17 protein-coding genes are annotated in these 17,628 nt (G+C 67.8%); 5 read left to right on the forward strand and 12 right to left on the reverse strand.

The features are described 5' to 3' along the window. Positions 1–145: 145 nt before the first annotated feature. The 9 genes from BME24068_RS16080 to BME24068_RS35385 form a co-directional block, all read right to left on the reverse strand. Positions 146–898 carry an SDR family NAD(P)-dependent oxidoreductase gene (locus BME24068_RS16080; protein ID WP_174926636.1) on the reverse strand — a complete coding sequence of 251 codons (753 nt, stop codon included), beginning with the start codon at positions 896–898 and terminating at the stop codon, positions 146–148. Positions 899–1,079: 181 nt separating this feature from the next. Then, complete coding sequence (locus BME24068_RS16085) at positions 1,080–1,838, reverse strand: GolD/DthD family dehydrogenase (protein ID WP_174926637.1); 759 nt, start codon at positions 1,836–1,838, stop codon at positions 1,080–1,082. Between the two features lie 60 nt (positions 1,839–1,898). Continuing rightward, on the reverse strand, positions 1,899–3,458 hold the full coding sequence (locus BME24068_RS16090) for a xylulokinase (RefSeq protein ID WP_174926638.1): 1,560 nt from the start codon (positions 3,456–3,458) through the stop codon (positions 1,899–1,901). 32 nt (positions 3,459–3,490) lie between these two features. Continuing rightward, positions 3,491–4,243, reverse strand: a complete 753-nt coding sequence (gene deoC / locus BME24068_RS16095; RefSeq protein ID WP_174926639.1) for a deoxyribose-phosphate aldolase — start codon at positions 4,241–4,243, stop codon at positions 3,491–3,493. Positions 4,244–4,268: 25 nt separating this feature from the next. Further along, positions 4,269–5,000, reverse strand: a complete 732-nt coding sequence (locus BME24068_RS16100; RefSeq protein ID WP_174926640.1) for an SDR family oxidoreductase — start codon at positions 4,998–5,000, stop codon at positions 4,269–4,271. Between the two features lie 75 nt (positions 5,001–5,075). Further along, positions 5,076–6,329, reverse strand: a complete 1,254-nt coding sequence (locus tag BME24068_RS16105) for a sugar ABC transporter substrate-binding protein (protein ID WP_174926641.1) — start codon at positions 6,327–6,329, stop codon at positions 5,076–5,078. Between the two features lie 87 nt (positions 6,330–6,416). After that, the gene (locus BME24068_RS16110) at positions 6,417–7,517 is read right to left on the reverse strand and encodes a glycerol dehydrogenase (RefSeq protein WP_174926642.1); all 1,101 of its coding nucleotides are present in this window, start codon (positions 7,515–7,517) and stop codon (positions 6,417–6,419) included. 534 nt (positions 7,518–8,051) lie between these two features. Beyond that, on the reverse strand, positions 8,052–8,327 hold the full coding sequence (locus BME24068_RS35030) for a hypothetical protein (RefSeq protein ID WP_244110714.1): 276 nt from the start codon (positions 8,325–8,327) through the stop codon (positions 8,052–8,054). Between the two features lie 294 nt (positions 8,328–8,621). Continuing rightward, positions 8,622–8,873 (reverse strand): hypothetical protein, encoded by a 252-nt coding sequence (locus tag BME24068_RS35385; protein ID WP_096508621.1) that lies wholly within the window; start codon positions 8,871–8,873, stop codon positions 8,622–8,624. A 397-nt stretch (positions 8,874–9,270) separates the two neighbouring features. Here BME24068_RS35385 and BME24068_RS16125 point away from each other — a divergent pair, with 397 nt between their 5' ends. Next, positions 9,271–10,377 (forward strand): PAS domain-containing protein, encoded by a 1,107-nt coding sequence (locus tag BME24068_RS16125; protein WP_096508607.1) that lies wholly within the window; start codon positions 9,271–9,273, stop codon positions 10,375–10,377. A gap of 39 nt (positions 10,378–10,416) precedes the next feature. Here BME24068_RS16125 and BME24068_RS16130 read toward each other — a convergent pair whose 3' ends face one another. Both BME24068_RS16130 and BME24068_RS16135 read right to left on the reverse strand, forming a co-directional pair. After that, positions 10,417–10,635: a type 2 periplasmic-binding domain-containing protein gene (locus tag BME24068_RS16130; protein WP_174926643.1), complete on the reverse strand. Its 219-nt coding sequence runs from the start codon at positions 10,633–10,635 to the stop codon at positions 10,417–10,419. Positions 10,636–10,754: 119 nt separating this feature from the next. After that, entirely contained in the window at positions 10,755–11,474 is a 720-nt protein-coding gene (locus BME24068_RS16135) for a TetR/AcrR family transcriptional regulator (protein WP_174926644.1), read from the reverse strand. Between the two features lie 52 nt (positions 11,475–11,526). Here BME24068_RS16135 and shc point away from each other — a divergent pair, with 52 nt between their 5' ends. Next, positions 11,527–13,593, forward strand: a complete 2,067-nt coding sequence (gene shc / locus BME24068_RS16140; RefSeq protein ID WP_174926645.1) for a squalene--hopene cyclase — start codon at positions 11,527–11,529, stop codon at positions 13,591–13,593. Positions 13,594–13,674: 81 nt separating this feature from the next. Here the strand turns inward: shc and BME24068_RS16145 are convergent, their stop codons facing one another. Further along, a complete protein-coding gene (locus BME24068_RS16145; protein ID WP_096508603.1) occupies positions 13,675–14,589 on the reverse strand; it encodes a LysR substrate-binding domain-containing protein in 915 nt (304 codons plus the stop codon). A 149-nt stretch (positions 14,590–14,738) separates the two neighbouring features. Here BME24068_RS16145 and BME24068_RS16150 point away from each other — a divergent pair, with 149 nt between their 5' ends. Genes BME24068_RS16150 through BME24068_RS16160 form a run of 3 tightly spaced genes read left to right on the forward strand, consistent with a single transcriptional unit; the run spans position 14,739 to position 17,588 of the window. After that, a complete protein-coding gene (locus tag BME24068_RS16150; protein WP_174926646.1) occupies positions 14,739–15,863 on the forward strand; it encodes an NAD(P)/FAD-dependent oxidoreductase in 1,125 nt (374 codons plus the stop codon). Further along, the gene (locus BME24068_RS16155; protein ID WP_096508601.1) at positions 15,856–16,155 is read left to right on the forward strand and encodes a (2Fe-2S)-binding protein; all 300 of its coding nucleotides are present in this window, start codon (positions 15,856–15,858) and stop codon (positions 16,153–16,155) included. The genes BME24068_RS16150 and BME24068_RS16155 overlap by 8 nt, the downstream gene beginning before the upstream one ends. Next, complete coding sequence (locus BME24068_RS16160; RefSeq protein ID WP_174926647.1) at positions 16,152–17,588, forward strand: FAD/NAD(P)-dependent oxidoreductase; 1,437 nt, start codon at positions 16,152–16,154, stop codon at positions 17,586–17,588. Before BME24068_RS16155 ends, BME24068_RS16160 begins: the two co-directional genes overlap by 4 nt. The last annotated feature ends 40 nt before the right edge of the window (positions 17,589–17,628 follow it).

The raw sequence follows: 17,628 nt of genomic DNA on the forward strand, positions 1-17,628 counted from the left end.
GCCAACGGCAGTCACACGTAACAGCGTTCGATCGCATGCGGGCCGGATGGCACAACGCCGCCGCACGGATGTGCGAACGGCGCGAATGGCAGGCGCTTGCCCGCCACGTTGGATTCCCCTTCGCGAAAACCGGACGGCCCTGCGATCAGCCGGTATGGTAGCCACCGTCGACAGGCAGCACCGCGCCGGTCACGAATGCCGCGGCCGGCGTGCACAGGAAGACTGTCGCACCGATCGGGTCATCGACCGTGCCCCAACGCTTGAGGGCCGAACGCCCCGCGATACGGGCTTCGACCTCCTGGTCTTCCCACAGACCGCGTGTCATCTCGGTACGGTGATAGCCCGGCGCAACCGCGTTCACCCGTACGCCGGCGTGGCCGAACCGATGCGCAAGCGCACGCGTCAGCCCGACGACCCCGGTCTTGCTGGCCGTGTATGCCGGAACTTCGGCGTCCGCGAGATAGCTGAGCATCGATGCGATGTTGACGACCGAGCCGCGCGTGGCTTCGAGCTTGGGCAACGCCGCCATCGTCAGCCGGAACGCGCTCGACAGATTGATGTCCATCACATCGAGAAACGTATCCTCGCTCCATTCGTCACCGGGTCGGGCAACACCCTGGCTGTTTACCAGCACATCGATGCGCGGCTGTGCCGCCATCCAGCGGCTCACCTCCGCGCGGTCGCGCACATCGAGCCGCTCGAAGTGAATGCCGTCGTTCGCACGGTCGCTGCGCGCCGTGTCGAGTTTCGCGGCCGAGGTGCCCGTCGCGACGACGTCCGCGCCGAGCGCGGCGAAGCCGCGCGCGATGGCGAGCCCGATACCGCTCGATCCTCCCGATACGATCACGCGTTTGCCGTCGAACAGACGGCGTCCGAAACTGTCGATGATGTCCTGCATGCAGGTCTCCTGTTCGAAACAACTGCATCGGCACGCCGATGCATCATGAACGCGCCCACGGCGCGTTTCCGCGTCAAGGGCACCCGTACTGCGATTCGGCGGATCCGAAAGCGGCCGCCCGGACACCTGCCACGGGCACCGCGTCGACCCCGCCGCGCTCGAAATCCGGCGTGCAGCGACGTCACACGATCGAATAGCCGCCGTCGATCATCAGGTTCGCGCCGTTCATCATGGCGGCAACGTCGCTCGCCACGTACAGGACGGCCGCTGCGATTTCGGCCGGCTGCGCGAAGCGGCGGGTCGGAATCGCGGCGCGAGCGCGCTCGCCGCGCTCACCGGCCCACCCGCTCAGCCCGAGCTCCGTTTCGACGACGGTCGGCGAAATCGCATTGACGGTCACGCCGCGCGCGCCCCACTCCAGCGCCATGCAGTGCGTCATGCCGATCAGGCCGGCCTTGCTCGCGCAATACGCAAGGTGCCCTTCGATCCCGATCACCGCAGCCTGTGACGCCATGTTGATGATCCGCCCGCGGCCGCGCGCCAGCATGCCCGGCGCGCAGGCACGGGCCATCAGGAACGCGCCGCGCAGGTTGACCGCCATGGTCCGGTCCCAGGTCTCGAGCGGAAAATGCTCGGCAGGCGCCAACGGCCCGATTCCTGCGTTGTTGACGAGCACGTCGATGCGCCCGTACGCGCCGACGATCGCATCGGCCGCAGCACCGACCGCGTCGGGATCGCTGATGTCGACGATCCACCCGCGATGCGCGGCACCGAGCCCGGCCGCGACCTCGGTCACCGACGGAGAACAATCGAGCAGCGCGAGCGTCGCCCCCGCGGCAGCGAAGGCTTCGGCAACGGCACGACCGATGCCGGTCGCCGCGCCGGTCACAACGACGATCGTGTCGACATAATCATAAGGAACGTGTGTACTGGCAGGCATGGTAGTAAGAGGGTTCGCAAGCAATTAAGTTGGCAATCGAAGAAGACGGGCGACGCGCACTCAACCTGACGGCGCCGGTACGCGGACCGCCTGTCGCAGCACGACCAGCGCGGACGCGAGCGCACGCTGTTGTTCGCTCGCCTGTCGGTAAGCCCGCAACGCGGCGTCGCGCTGCACGGCGACGCCCGGATCGGGATGCGTCCGCGCGCTCACCTGCTGCAGTTGGGTAATCGGCATGAAATCGGCCCATTGTTCGGTACCGACCAACGCCAGCGCAGCCGCACCGAGTGCAGCCGCCTGCTGGTCGACGGCGGTCTTCGCAATCGTGCAGCGCAGGTAGTCCGCGAGAATCTGGCACAGCAGCGGACTTTTCGCGCCGCCGCCGACAATCGTCATCTCGCCGCGCAGGTCGGTCAGCCCGCGCAGCGCGTCAAGCGCCATCGCCAGTGCCAGCGCGACGCCTTCGAGCGTCGCACGCGCGACATCCGCCGCGCCGTGCTGCAGGTCGAGGCCGAGCAATGCGCCGCGCACGTCCGGGCCGCCCTCGAACGTCGTCCCGCCGCCAAGCGTCGGCACGAACAGCAGCCCGCGCGCACCGAACGGCGCCTGCGCGGCGAGCGCGACGAATGCCTCGACGCCGTCAGCCGCGTCGCGCGCGGCCTGCGCGTGCAGACCCTCGTGGAGCGTGTCGAACACCCATTTGATGCTGGTGCCGGACGAGAAGATCGACGTGGCCGAAATGAACATGTCGGGCACGACATGCTGGAACACGTACGGCACGACGTCCTGATCGATCAGCGGCTTGCACGCCGCAATCGTGAGCCAGCTCGACGAGCCCATCGAGCAGTACGCATCGCCCTGACGGAAGGTGCCCGCTCCGAGTGCCATGCAACTGTTGTCGACCCCGCCGGCGATCACCTTGACACCGGGCGGCAATCCCAGCGCGGCCGCGACGTCGGGCAACACCTCGCCGACCACCGCCGTCGACGGAACGATGGCCGGGAATTGCGCGCGGCTCAGGCCCGCCGCGGCGAGAATCTCGTCGCAGTAGTCGCCTCGATACAGGTCGTAGGCACCCGATCCCGATGCGTACGACGGATCGGTGACGAGTCGCCCGGTAAGACGCAGGTTCACGTAGTCCTTCGTGCCGACAAAGACCTTCGTTGCCGCATACACGTCCGGCCGGTTGCGGCGCAGCCACATTGCCTTGAACAGCGGATAGAGCGGTGCCGGAAAGCCGTTGCCGGTCCGGGCATACCATTTGCGAAAGTCGAATGCTGCAAAGAACGCGTCGGCCTCTTCATCCGCACGGCTGTCCGACCAGATCGGCACGTGCTCCGCGAGCAGACGGCCACCGGCGCCGAGCGGCACGCAGCCGAGACTGTGCCCGGACAACGCGATCGCGCTCACCCGGTGCCCCTGCACGCGCGACATGACATCGCGAATGCCGGCGACGACCGCGTCCCACCAGTCCGACACGCGCTGCTCGTGCCGTTTCGGGCCCGGGTAATACGTGTCATAACGCACGACGCAATCGGCAAGACACACGCCGTCGTGACGGAACAGCGCGACCTTCGCGCTCCCCGTCCCCAGATCACAAGCGATGACCGATCTAGACATGAATGACGATCCGAAAAAAGAACGGCCGCACGCTACGCCTGCACCGCCGCGGGACGAATTTCAAGCGCACCGCCCGGCAAGGCCGCGCACTGCAGCACCAGATCGCGTGCGACTTGCGTATTGATCCCGAAACGCGACACGCCCGAGCAGATCATCGCTGCGATGGTCGCCAGATCGCGAATGCCGCCCGACGCCTTGACCTGCGCGCGCCCCCGCACCGCGTCGCAAATCAATGCGACGCGTGCAGGCGTGGTACCCGATGCCGTCCAGCCCGTGCCCGTTTTCACGAATGCCGCGCCGCCTGCAACCGCGCAGTCGCAACCGTACCGGATTTCATCGTCGCTCAGGTGAAGCACTTCGAGAATCACCTTGAGCGGCACCGGCGCAATCGTCTCGACCACCGCGCGGATCTCGTCGGCCACGTATTTCAGGTGCCCGGATTTCAAGCGGCCCACATTGATCATCATGTCCAGTTCCTCAGCTCCATCAGCCACCAGCGTTCTGGCCTCGGCGAGCTTCGTCGAGGTGGCGTGGCCGCCCGACGGAAAGCCGACCGGCCCGCCCACCAGCGTCGTGCCGCCCACCGGGATCAGCTCGCGCAGGATCGGCACGAAGTGCGGCAGTGCGTGCGCGGCGACGAAACCACCGTCGAGCGCGTGGCGCGCGAGTTTACGGACGTCGTGTTCGGTATGAAAGGCCTGCACCGCGCTGATGTCAATCATCTGCGCGAGCTCGGTCGCCGTCACCGTGCGCGGGCCGTCGATCGGTCGATTCTGGAGTGCCATGATGCGTTCCGTATGAGGTGGGTAGTCAATATTCCTGACGCGTCGCCGTGATGCTCATTTCCTGCAGCGTCACGCTCTGCGGCAACTCGTAGGCGAACAGCATCGTGCGCGCCACCACCTCGGCATCGATTCCGCCGCCCATCGCGTCCCGCCCTTTCGACCAGAACGCGAACGCATTCGGGTTCGTGATCGTGTGCTCGATATCCGACTTCGTCACACCCGGCGAAATTGCCATCACGCGCACATCGTGCTGTGACATGCTCTGGCGCGCGCCCTCGGTTATCGCATGCACGAAATGCTTGGTGCCGCCGTATACGTCGTGATGCGGGTAGACCTTGCGTCCCGCCATCGACGATACGTTGATGATCGTGCCGTGCCGCCGCGCCTGCATCTTCGGCATCAGCACGTGCATGCAGTTGAGCACGCCGATGCAGTTGATGTCGATCAGATCGCGCCATTCGTCGGGATCCTGCTCCTCGAGCCGCGACAGCCGCGACACGCCGGCGTTATTGATCAGGCAGTCGACGGGGCCGAACCGCGCCTCGCCGCGTTCGATCGCATCGGCCATCGCGAGCCGGTCACGCACATCGGCCTGCACGCACACACTATCCGGCAAACCGAGGGCCTGCATTTGCTCGGCCCGGCGAGACAGCAGCAATAACGGGTAGCCCGCCGCCGAAAACACCTGGGCCGTCGCGCGCCCGATTCCCGCACTCGCGCCGGTGATCATCACCAGCGGCTTTTTCTGCTCTGTCATGCTTGACGTCTCCTGAAAGCGATCCCGTACGACCGGAAAGGGGGCCGACCGGCCACCCCGTCCGTCAACCGGCCGTCAGCCGGCGGTCGCTTCGGCCTTGATCTGCGGGATCGTCTTGACCGGCGGGATCGTGTACTTGTAGAACTTGTTGTCCTTGTTCGGATCGATCATCTGGTCGACGTTTTCCCGCGTGATCGTTCCGGCGGGGAAATACGAGCCCATCGGCAGATTGTTCGCGTCGAGCCCCTCGTAGAAGATCTTGTGCAGGAATTCAATCGCACCGACCCCGGTTGCCTCCCCGGAGAACATGCCCGTCACGAGCAGATTGCCCTTCTTGATCTGCTCGAGCGCGACGCGCAACCCGTCCGCCGACGCGGCGACCTTGATCTCACCCTGCTTGCCGATGCCCCTGACAGCCCGCATCGCGCCCATCGCCATCGAATCGTTGTCGGCAATGATGTAGTTCAGCGTGGTCCCGTGCGCGGTCAGGATGTCCTCGGCCGCGGCGAGGCCACCTTCCTCGGTCCACTTGCCTTCGGCGAGCGCGACCACCTTGAACTTCAGCTGCGGGTCGTCGAAGTGCCCGGTCTTCTTCGCCTGCTCGAACAGCTTGTAGCCGCGCAGCATGCCGTCCGCCTTCTTCGTCGACAGCCCGAGCGCCTTCATTCGCTCGTAGACGATGCCCGACACCATCCCGTTCAGGCGGCTTTCGGACGTCGAGTTGCCCAGCACGCCGATGATCAGCGCGGCCGTGATCGGCGTATTCGCGCCCGCACTCTTCGCGATGTACTCGCCCGCACCGAAGCCGTTCTCGTACGGATTGGGCGAGATGGTCGTGAGAATGCGCGCGCTCGGATCGGGAACGGTGCCGATGGTCACCACCGGAATGCCGGCGTCGACGGCCCGGTTGATACATTTCGCCACGCCGATCGTATCGGTCGGATCGACGACGATCACATCCATCTTGCGCGTAACGAAGTTGTCGATCTGCGAGCACTGACGCTGCAGGTCGCCGTCGGCCACCTGCATGTCGGTCACGAAGCCGTACTTCGCAGAGGTCTGCCGCACGCCCTTCGCCAGTTCGACGAACCACGGATTGCCCAGCGTGATCTCGGTCCAGCCGACCTTCAGATGCGCGGGATCCGCCGGCTTCTTGGGCCATGCCTTCCTGATCGACGTGCGATCCGCCATATACGGATCCGTCACGCCGGAAAGCGCGGTATTGGGCATCAGCGAATAGATCTGCTCCTTCGCATGCGCCGCCTGGCCCGCCGCCAGAACCAGCCCCAGTGCAACCGACGCGCTCAGCAAACGAAAATTGTTTTTCATGTCTGTCTCCTCGATGATTCGAATGACCTGGATCGGGCGATGTCCCGCGCCCGTGCACGCGGACCCGGGCCGCGCTGCGTGCGGTGTCTACGCGGCAAGCCGGGTGGCGAACGCGTCGAGCGCGAGAATCGCATCGGCGACGACCGGCACCGATAACTCGACCGGCGTCGCGAACGTGCATTCACCGGGCGCGAGCGCGCCCTGCGCGACGCGCTCGGCATTCGCGCGCGTATCCTCCACGATCCCGAGGTCCGCGAGCGTCGTCGGCAACCCGACCGAGCGACAGAAGCGGATCATTGCCTCGATCTCGTCGAGCGGACGGTTCTCCAGCATCAGCAGACACAGCGTGCCGAACGCGACCTTTTCGCCGTGCAGCAGGCTATGCGTTTCGGCAAGCACGGTGAGGCCGTCGTGAATCCCGTGAGCTGCGGCACAGCCGCAGTTCTCGAAGCCGATGCTGCTCAGTAGCGTGCTCGCTTCGATCACGTTTTCGACCGCGGCGGTGCACAGGCCGCGCTCCACCGCGATCTTCGCCTTCAAGCCGTCGCGCATCAGCACCTCGTGACACGCACGGGCAATCGCGATGCCGGCCGCCGTGGCCGGAAATCCTTCACCGACATAGTTGTTCGAGCGCGACTCCAGATTCGAGCGCGCCTCGAACCAGGTCGAGAGCGCGTCGCCGATCCCGGCGACGAGAAAGCGAACCGGTGCCTGCGCAACGATCGCCGTATCGACGACGACGAGGTCCGGGTTGCGTGCCAGCTGAACCGAGCGTTCATACACACCGTCGGCGCTGTAGCGCACCGCGACCGCACTGCACGGCGCATCCGTCGACGCGATCGTCGGTACGATCACGATCCGCGCATTGACGCCGATCGCCGCGAGCTTCGTGGTGTCGGCGGTCTTGCCGCCGCCCACGCCGACGAGGATGTCGCTCTCCCCGGTACGCGCCAGGGCCGTCACACGCTCGATTTCGGCTGCCGTGCATTCGCCGCCGAACCGGACAACCTGCACACCGAGCCCGGCCGCCCCGATTTCCTGCGCGAGCGTGGCCGCGAGACGATCGTGCAAAAAGCCGTCGATGAGAACCAGCGCGCGGCGCCCAAGCGGCGCCAGATGCGTGGCAAGCCGTGAGATCTCGCCTGCGCGCTGGATGTATTTGCCCGGACCGCCGTATGCACGTGCCATTTCCTGTCTCCGTATCGGGTTGACTGTCGCGGTGCTGCTGGCTGTCCGCCGCACGATTCGTACGACTGCCTGGACAAAGCGTTGCAACCCGCCTAAAACGTTGTTTTTGCTAATATCCATCGTTGTGAATTAACGTAAAATTAGTGTTTTCCCGAGTTTTTTCTGAATTTTCCGCAAATTAATGATAGCTAAACTATCGTTTTTGGAAAGCAAGCATGTCCAGCGGCAATACACGATCGGCTTCCAGACCGCCCTATCGCGATGCGCTGGCGGGGAAAACAGCGCCGCGGGCAGGACCAATAAAAAGGGGGCGACCGCCCAGCGATCGCCCCCTGTTCAACTCACCGTCTTCGTCGGCGCACACTACCCGCTACGACAAACCGGCATCACGCCGTCATCCTGCTCACACATGCAATACACGCCCATACGCGGCCAGCACGGCTCGTGCACCGCTTCGGACTGCGTCGGGTACGCGAACACCGTACTCATCAACTCCTGCCCGGTTGTTTCGAGTTGTCGCCCGATCGCATAGCCCTAGATCATCTCGGTCACTTCGTCGCCGCCCATGTGCGCGCCCAACAGTTCGCCCGAATCGGCAAGCACTTTTACGAAGCTCTCGGTTGCGCCCGCGGCCAACGCTTTGCCGTTCGCCGCGAACGGAAAGCCGCCGATCCGCACCGCTCGCCCGGCCGCACGCGCCTGCTGCTCGTTGATACCGATGCTCGCGACCTGCGGATGGCTGGACGTGCACGCCGGAATCCGGTTCGTGTCGAGCGGATGCGCGTGAAGCCCGCAATGTGCTCCACGCACGACACGCCCTCATGACTCGCCTTGTGCGCGAGGCACGGCGCGCCCGCAACATCGCCGATCGCGTAAACGCCGAGGCGTCCGTCACGCCGAAGCCATGCGTGACGATGTAGCCGCGATCGACCTGCACATACGTGTGCTCGAGCCCGAGATCCTCGACGTTGCCGGTCACGCCCGCGGCAACGAGGATGACGTCGACCGGCAACGCTGGTCGACTCCGCGTAGCCGTTGTTGGTCGCGCCGTTGCCGAGCAACGCCGTCAGGTGTCTTCAATGAAAACCGCGAGCGCACCCTCGACTACTTCATCACCGCCACGCGCGACTCCATCCCGCCGATCTTCTCGAGCAGCGCATCGCCGAGCCGCCTGACGTCGCGCGGCAAACCGGGGGTGACCAGCAACGCTTCGATCCGGCCCCGCCAGTAACTCGGACGACTCACGCGCATCGCGCACGGCATCACCACGTCACCCGCCCCTGTATCGCTTTCCAGCAGCGCGACCATGCGCTGGATGTGCGAAAGCTCACGCTCTACATAGTCTCTAGTCAGCATCTGATGAAGCTCCCCGAAACACGGCGCCCGGCCCGTCGCAATCGGCGCGTCGCCGCATGGTCCTTCGTCCGTCCGCTCGTCGTACTCGCCTTCCGGCACGGTACGCGTGTCCTGTGTCAGAACATCGCCAGCAGGCGCGACGACTTCGTTCATATCATCGGATCAAAGGCCGCGCAGTCGCGCGACATGCGGCGTCGCGCTGCATCGGCTGCATTCGCACCCCGATATTCTGTTGCCGATCGTAGACACTCGCCCCGTCGCCGGCATCCCCAAAATTGAGGACGCTTGCTAGAATCGATCGCACCGCGTCCACATCCCGTGCCAGCGCGCGCGATCCGGCGAACGCGGTGCAACGACACGCGCGACGCGCCGCGCGTGCGGCAACGGGGGAACGGGGATGTCCAGGAAACGATCGGCCGACGAGTCGATCGCGGCGCTCTACACGGCCGCCATCGACCCCGAACAGTGGGATGTCGCGCTCAAGGCCCTCACGGCGCTCGCCGATGCGCGGGCCGCGAACTGCTTCGTGCACGATGCGCGCACCGGCACCTTCCTCGAATACCACTTCACCGGCTACGGCTCGGCCTGGGCCGATGCGTACGCGAGCCACTATCACCGCCTCGATCTCGCGCGTGGCGTGCTGATGCGCGAGCCGGCCGGCCGCATGTATCCGATGCATCGCTTCCTGCCCGATCAGGTGATCGCGCGCAGCGAGTATTACCAGGACTTCTACATTCGCGAAGGGCTGCGCTACTCGTGCGGCGGCATGCGGCTCGATGGCGGCCGGCGGCTGATGCTCGCCGTGCATCGGCCGCTCAATCACCGGCCGTACGATGCGCACACGACACGCGAACTGCAGCGCGTGCTCGATCACCTGCCGAACGTGTTCCGCCTCCGGCAAACGGCCGCGCCGCCTGCGGCGAGCCGCGAGCCGCTGATGGCCGCGGCGCTCGATGCGCTGCCGCGCGCCGTGATCGTCGTCGACGACACGCTGCGCGTGCGCTATCTGAATGCCGCCGCGCTCGCGATGCTGCAGGAATCGACGGAGATCCGCGCGCAGGCCGATCGGCTCGTGCTTTGGGCGCCGCAGGTCGCGGCGCAACTCGTGCAGCGGGTCAGGGATGCGTGTGCGCCGTGTCCGATCGTCGAACCGTTGCCGCTCTATGCGCTCGATCGCGGGCAGCGCCCGACGCTGGAAATCCACGTCGTGCCGCTGAAGCCGCAATTGACCGCGCCGCTCGATCCCGACACGCGGCCGCTCGCGATGCTGCTGTTGCGCCGACCGTTCCGGCGCATCGAGCGACCGGAAGCGGAGCAGCGTCCGTTCTCGCTCACGCGCGCGGAAATGGCGGTGGCGACGGGCATTGCGCGCGGACAGACGCCAGCCGAATACGCGGCCTGCACCGGCGTGCGGATCAGCACCGTGCGCAGCCAGATCAAGGCGATCTTCGGGAAAACGGGGGTTCGGCGTATCGCCGATCTGGTTGCGTTGTTCGGTGATTGACGGCAGCGGATCCGGCCGCGTCCACGCATGCCGATACCGCTATTCGCGCCCTGCCAGTTCGGCAAACAGCCAGTCCTGAAAGCATCTCGGCTTCGGCAAATCGGCGCGCGACTTCGGCAGACCGCGCATGCCCCCGTTCACGCGCACTCCCTGAAACCCGAGGAAGGCCACCAGCGTGCCCATTTCGAGCGCGCGCCGCACGAGCAGCAAACGCGCCGGACACACGCCCATCCCGTCCACTGCCGCGCTGATCCTCATGAACGAGCGATCGAAACGGGCCGCACGGTGATCGCGCGCGTCACGTGCGTGTTCTTCATGACGAAGGCGCAGCGCATGCCCGCGCCACTTCGCGCGTCGTCGCCCGACTGAAACCGCGCTCAGCCGCGCCGGCCGCCGCGCGTCCTCTTGCGTGCGGCGGCCGACGGCGCGCCCCCGCTCATCCGGTCCAGTTGCCGGACGATCTCCGCGCGCAGCTCGGCCGAAATCTCGACACTGTCGAGCAGCTCCGAAATCCACAGCCCGTCGGCCGCGAGCCGGCAGATCATCAGCGTCGCCGCCCGCTCGAGCGGCACCGGGTCCGGGCGCGTCCACTCGCGCATCGGCACCGACCAGCGCGCGCGCGTCTCCTGTTCGGTAATCATCGAAGCGACCAGCACGCGCAGCACGTCGGTACTCGCCGCCGGCTGCGCCGTGTCGAGCACCGCATGCAGATACGCGCGCGCCGCCGCCCCTTCGCCGTGCGGATCGGCAGCCCGGCGCGCTTCCATCTGCGTCGCGAAACGCTCGGTCGCCTGCCCGAACAACGCATCGAGCAACCCCTGCTTGTTCGCGAAGTGATATTGCAGCGCGCCTTTCGTGACGCCCGCGCGCTCGGCCACCGCGTCGAGCGTCAACGCGGCCACGCCGTGACGGGTCGCGATTTCCGATGCGGCCGCCAGCAACTGCGCGCGCACCTGTTCGGGTGCTTTCTTTCGCCGCACGCCGACGGCGGCAGACGCGGCGGCAGCGGGCGCTTCCCGGGCGTCGGCGCGCCGCGCGCCGGCCGGTTCGTCGGGCACGGCTGCGTCACGCAAGGCGGATTCGAGGCGTTTTTTCATGGGGGCGATGGTAGCACCCGCGGTCTCGATATAAACATTCCGGCTGGATGGTATGATCCGCCGCATGAACAAACCCGCCTCTTCCCCCTGGTCCGCGCTCGACGCCGCGATCGCCCGTGGACGCGACGCGCTCGTGCGTCTCCAGCAGCCCGACGGCAGCTGGTGTTTCGAACTCGAATCCGATGCGACGATCACCGCGGAATACATCCTGATGATGCATTTCATGGACCGGATCGACGACGCGCGCCAGGAAAGGATGGCCCGCTACCTGCGCGCGATCCAGCGGCTCGACACGCATGGCGGATGGGATCTGTACGTCGACGGCGCCCCGGACGTGTCGTGCAGCGTGAAGGCGTACTTCGCGCTGAAGGCGGCCGGCGACAGCGAGCATGCGCCGCACATGGTCCGCGCCCGCGATGCGATCCTGACGCTCGGCGGCGCGGCGCGCGCGAACGTGTTCACGCGCATCCTGCTCGCGACGTTCGGCCAGGTGCCGTGGCGCGCGGCGCCGTTCATGCCGGTCGAATTCGTGCTGTTCCCGAAGTGGGTGCCGATCTCGATGTACAAGGTCGCATACTGGGCGCGCACGACGATGGTGCCGCTGCTCGTGCTGTGCTCGCTGAAGGCGCGTGCGCGCAATCCGCGCAACATCGCGATCCCCGAGCTGTTCGTCACGCCGCCCGACCGGGAACGCCATTACTTCCCGCCCGCGCGCGGGATGCGCCGCGCGTGCCTCGCGCTCGACCGCGTGGTGCGCCACGTCGAACCGCTGCTGCCGAAACGCCTGCGGCAACGCGCGATCCGGCATGCGGAGGCGTGGTGCGCGGCACGCATGAACGGCGAGGACGGGCTCGGCGGGATTTTTCCGCCGATCGTCTACAGCTATCAGATGATGGACGTGCTCGGCTATCCGGAAGATCATCCGCTGCGCCGCGACTGCGAGCGCGCACTGGAGAAGCTGCTGGTCACGCGGCCCGACGGCAGCGTGTACTGCCAGCCGTGCCTGTCGCCGGTATGGGATACGGCGTGGAGCACGATGGCGCTCGAACAGGCGCGCGGCGTGGCCTCGGCGGAAGCCGGCGAGCCGGCGGCGGCGCGGGAACTCGACGCGCGCATCGCGCACGCCTACGACTGGCTGGCCGGGCGCCAGGTCAACGACCTGCGCGGCGACTGGATCGAGAACGCGCCCGCCGACACGCAACCGGGCGGCTGGGCATTCCAGTACGCGAACCCGTACTACCCCGACATCGACGACAGCGCGGTCGTCACCGCGATGCTCGATCGCCGCGGCCGCACGCATCGCAACGCGGACGGCTCGCATCCGTATGCGGCACACGTCGCGCGCGCGCTCGACTGGATGCGCGGGCTGCAATCGCGCAACGGCGGCTTCGCGGCGTTCGACGCCGACTGCGATCGCCTGTACCTGAACGCGATCCCGTTCGCCGATCACGGCGCGCTGCTCGATCCGCCGACCGAGGACGTATCCGGCCGCGTGCTGCTGTGCTTCGGCGTCACGCAGCGCGCGGACGATCGCGCGTCGCTCGCGCGCGCGATCGACTACGTGAAGCGCACGCAGCAGCCGGACGGCAGCTGGTGGGGGCGCTGGGGCACGAACTACCTGTACGGCACCTGGAGCGTGCTCGCGGGCCTCGCGCTCGCCGGCGAGGACGCATCGCAGCCGTACATCGCGCGCGCACTCGCCTGGTTGCGGGCGCAACAGCATGCGGACGGCGGCTGGGGCGAGACGAACGACAGCTACATCGACCCGGCGCTCGCCGGCACCAACGGCGGCGAAAGCACGTCGAATTGCACCGCGTGGGCGCTGCTCGCGCAGATGGCGTTCGGCGACTGCGAATCGGCCTCGGTGCAGCGCGGCATCGCGTATCTGCAATCGGTGCAGCAGGACGACGGCTTCTGGTGGCACCGGTCGCACAATGCGCCGGGCTTTCCGCGCATCTTCTACCTGAAGTATCACGGCTATACCGCGTACTTCCCGCTGTGGGCGCTCGCGCGCTATCGGCGGCTGGCGGGGGCGAAGGATGCGGGCGCCACCGCGTCGTCCGCGTCCGGCACGCCCGGCGTACCGGCCACACGCGCCACGGACAGCGCGCTCGCCTGAGCCGGAACCCCGGCTGAAACGGCAATGCACCGGTACGCCTCACGGCGTCCGGCGCGATCAGGAAGACTCCCTCCTTCCTGCCTACGCATCGCGCAACGCCCGCATCCGCGCAAACGCGTCCCGCAAGTCCGCACAGAACGCGTCGCCGATCATCGACAGCGGCTGCGATGCCGACGTCACCAGATAGAAATGATCGGGCACCACGGGCTCGAACGGCTTGACGGCCACGCGATGCCCCGCATACGCAGCCGTCACCGGATCGATCAACGCGACGCCCGCGCCGTTCGCGACGAACGCGACGATCGTCTGCGACAGTTGGGCCTCGATCGACAGCACGCGCGACACGCCGGCCTCGACGAACACGCGATCGATCGCGCTGCGCGCCTCGAAACTCGGCGGAAACGAAATGAACGGTTCGTCGCGCAGGTCGGCCGGCTGCACCACGCGCTTGCGCGCGAGCCGGTGTCCGCGCGGCACGATGCAGCACATCGCCGCTTCCGCGAGCCGTTCGCCGCGCACCGCCGGATGCGGCACGGGCTCGGCGATCAGCCCGACGTCGCACTGCCCCGACGCGACCTTGTCGACGACCGTCGACGCGCTGTGCGCGAGCAGCGTGATGTCGACGCCCGGATGCGCACCCGAGAAGCGCGTGACGAGCTCCGGCAGCAGGTCGAGCGCGACGGCGGGCGAGCCGGCCACGCGCAGCGTGCCGCGCCGCATCGCGCGGATCTGCTCGGCGGCCTGCGCGACCCGGTCGAGCCCGACGAACGCGCGCTCGACCTCCTCGTACAGCACGCGCGCCTGCGCGGTCGGCGTGAAACGCCCCTGCTCGCGCTCGAACAGCACGAAGCCGACGCGATCCTCGAGATCGGCGATCAGCCGGCTCACGGCCGGCTGCGAGATATGCAGGTCGCGTGCCGCGCGCGTGACGGTATGACGCTGCATCACCGCCCGGAACGCTTCGATCTGACGAATCCTCAGCGAAGGCATGGTCATAACATTGGATTATGGGTCGTTGATCAAGCTGTATTGGACAGTCTATTTTGCCTGCCCGAACATCGGTTCCGCAACGCAACGGAAGCCAGGAACCGCGCCATCATGGTCCATAACACACAGAGATCGCCCCACCGCCACCGGAGCCGCACATGACCGCGTGCCGCTTCGACGTCGTCGTGGCCGGCGGCGGTCTCGTCGGCATGGCCCTCGCGTGGGGCATCGCGCGGCTCGGCAAGCGCGTCGCCGTGTGCGACGGCGACGACATCGCGTTTCGCGCGGCACGCGGCAACTTCGGGCTGGTATGGGTGCAGGGCAAGGGCGGACGCTGCCTGCCCTATGCGCGCTGGTCGCGCGAATCGTCCGGGCGCTGGCGCGCATTCGCCGCGCAATTGCAGCGCGAGACCGGCGTGGACTGCGGTTTCGAGCGCCCGGGCGGGATCGAACTCTTCGAGCACGATGCCGAGCTGGAGAGCGCGGCCGCACTGCTCGAATCGCTGCATCGGCAGGACGCGGCGCTGTCGTACGAGGTGCTCGATCCGGCTGCGCTGCGCAAACGGATTCCGGCCGCGTCGCCGGCGCTGGCCGGCGCGCTGTGGTCGCCGAACGACGGTCACGCGAATCCGCTCTACACGCTGCGCGCGATGCTGCAGGCGTTTGTGCGAAACGGCGGCGTGTACCTGCCGCGCAACGAAGTCAGCGAGATTCGTCCGCGCGCCGGGCGCTTCGAGATCGATACGCGCGCGGGCCTGCTCGAAGCCGGTCGCGTGGTGCTCGCGGCCGGCCTCGACAACGCCCGGCTCGCGCCGATGGTCGACATGCTCGCGCCGATCTCGCCGCTGCGCGGCCAGATCATGGTCACCGAGCGCCTCGCGCCGTTTCTCGACTATCCGACGCTGGTCGTGCGCCAGACGCCGGAAGGCTCGGTACTGCTCGGCGACTCGGCCGAAGACGTCGGCTTCGACGATGGCCAGACGCGCCCCGCGATGGTCGACATCGCACGCCGCGCACGCACCGCGTTCCCGGCGCTCGCGCACGCACGCATCGTGCGCGCGTGGGGCGCGCTGCGCATCATGACGCCCGACGGCCTGCCCGTCTACGAGGCGTCGACGGCGCACCCCGGTGCGTTCGTCGCGATCTGCCACAGCGGCGTAACGCTCGCGGCCGCGCATGCCGATCTCGTCGCGCCGTGGATCGCGGGCGACACCGCGCCCGCCGACCTGTCCGCCTTCACCACCGCGCGCTTTGCCGCGCCCACGGATGCCCGGCATGTTTGAATCCATCGTTCCCGCCGCCGCGCCGCTCGAGCGCGTGCGCATCCATATCGACGGCACGCCGCACGACGTGCCCGCGCACTACAGCGTCGCGGCCGCGATGCTCGCCGCCGGCGCCACGGCATGCCGCACGAGCGCGGTAAGCGGCACGCCGCGCGGCCCGTTCTGCATGATGGGCGTGTGCTTCGACTGTCTCGTCGAAATCGACGGCGTGCCCAACGTGCAGGGCTGCATGACGCCCGTGCGCGACGGCATGCAGGTGTGCGCGATGCACGGCAAGGCGAGGCTCGCATGACGCGCCGCCAGTACGACCTGCTGATCGTCGGCGCCGGGCCGGCCGGGATGGCGGCGGCTGCTGCCGCGCGCCATGCGGGGCTGTCCGTCGTCGTCGCCGATGAAGGCGGCGCGCCCGGCGGCCAGATCTATCGCAACGTCGCGGACGCGCCCGCGACGCTCGCGCGATGGCTTGGTAAGGATTACGAAGCGGGCCGCGCGCTCGTCGACGGGCTGCTCGCGAGCGGCGCGCACTATCTGCCGCGCAGCATGGTGTGGCAGATCGCCTTCGAACCGGAACTGGTCGCGATGCTCACGCAAAGCGGCCCGTCGGGCGGCACGCTCGAAATCGGCGCGCGCGCGGTGCTGATTGCAACCGGCGCGCAGGAACGCCCGTGGCCGGTGCGCGGCTGGACCTTGCCCGGCGTGATGGGCGTCGGCGCCGCGCAAACGCTGCTGAAATCGTCGGGGCTCGCGCCATCGGCCGACACCGTGCTCGCGGGCAGCGGCCCGCTGCTGTGGCTGTTCGCCGCGCAGTTGCTGCATGCGGGCCGGCGCGTGCGCGCGCTGGTCGACACGACGCCGCGCGACGCATGGCGCCACGCGCTGCCGCATGCCCTGCCGGCGCTGCGCGGCGCCGACTATCTGCTCAAGGGCTGGCGCATGCTGCGCACGGTGCGCGACGCCGGCATTCCCGTCTATCGCGGCGCGACCGACGTGCGCATCGACGGCAACGGCCGCGCGCAACACCTTCGCTTTCTCGGCGCGGACGGCGTCGCGCAATCGCTCGACACGTCGCTCGTGCTGCTCCATCAGGGCGTGATTCCGTCGACGCAGCTCGCGCGCTCGCTCGGCTGCGCGCACGCATGGGACGAACGCGCCGCGTGCTGGCGTCCGCAATGCGACGCCCGCGGGCGCAGCAGCGTCGCGCACGTCTGGATCGCCGGCGACGGCGCGGGCATCGGCGGCGCGCAGGCCGCGGCGCTCGCGGGCGAAGTATCGGCGCTCGACATCGCGGCCGCGCTCGGCGCACTCGATCGCCAGGCGCAACACGCACGCGAACGCCCGGTGCGGCACGCACTGCGCCGCCATCTCGCGGTGCGTCCGCTGCTCGATGCGCTGTACACGCCGGGCGCCGCATTGCGGCGCCCCGACGGCGACACGATCGTGTGCCGCTGCGAGGAAATCACGGCCGGCGAGATCCGCGAACTCGCGGCGCTCGGCTGCCAGGGGCCGAACCAGATGAAGGCGTTCACGCGCTGCGGGATGGGCCCGTGCCAGGGACGCTGGTGCGGCACCACCGTCGGCGAACTGATCGCCGACGTACAGCAGCGCGACGTCGGCGACGTGGGTCACTACCGGATCCGCGCGCCGATCAAGCCGGTCACCGTCGGCGAGATGGCCGACGCCCTCGAACTGTCGAACGATTTCCGGCGCGGCGAATTCCCGAGCTGACGCGCGGCCCGCACCCCCCCACGCTAGTCCACACGAACGG

The organism is Burkholderia anthina (assembly GCF_902498995.1).
Classification (GTDB): Bacteria; Pseudomonadota; Gammaproteobacteria; order Burkholderiales; family Burkholderiaceae; genus Burkholderia; species Burkholderia anthina.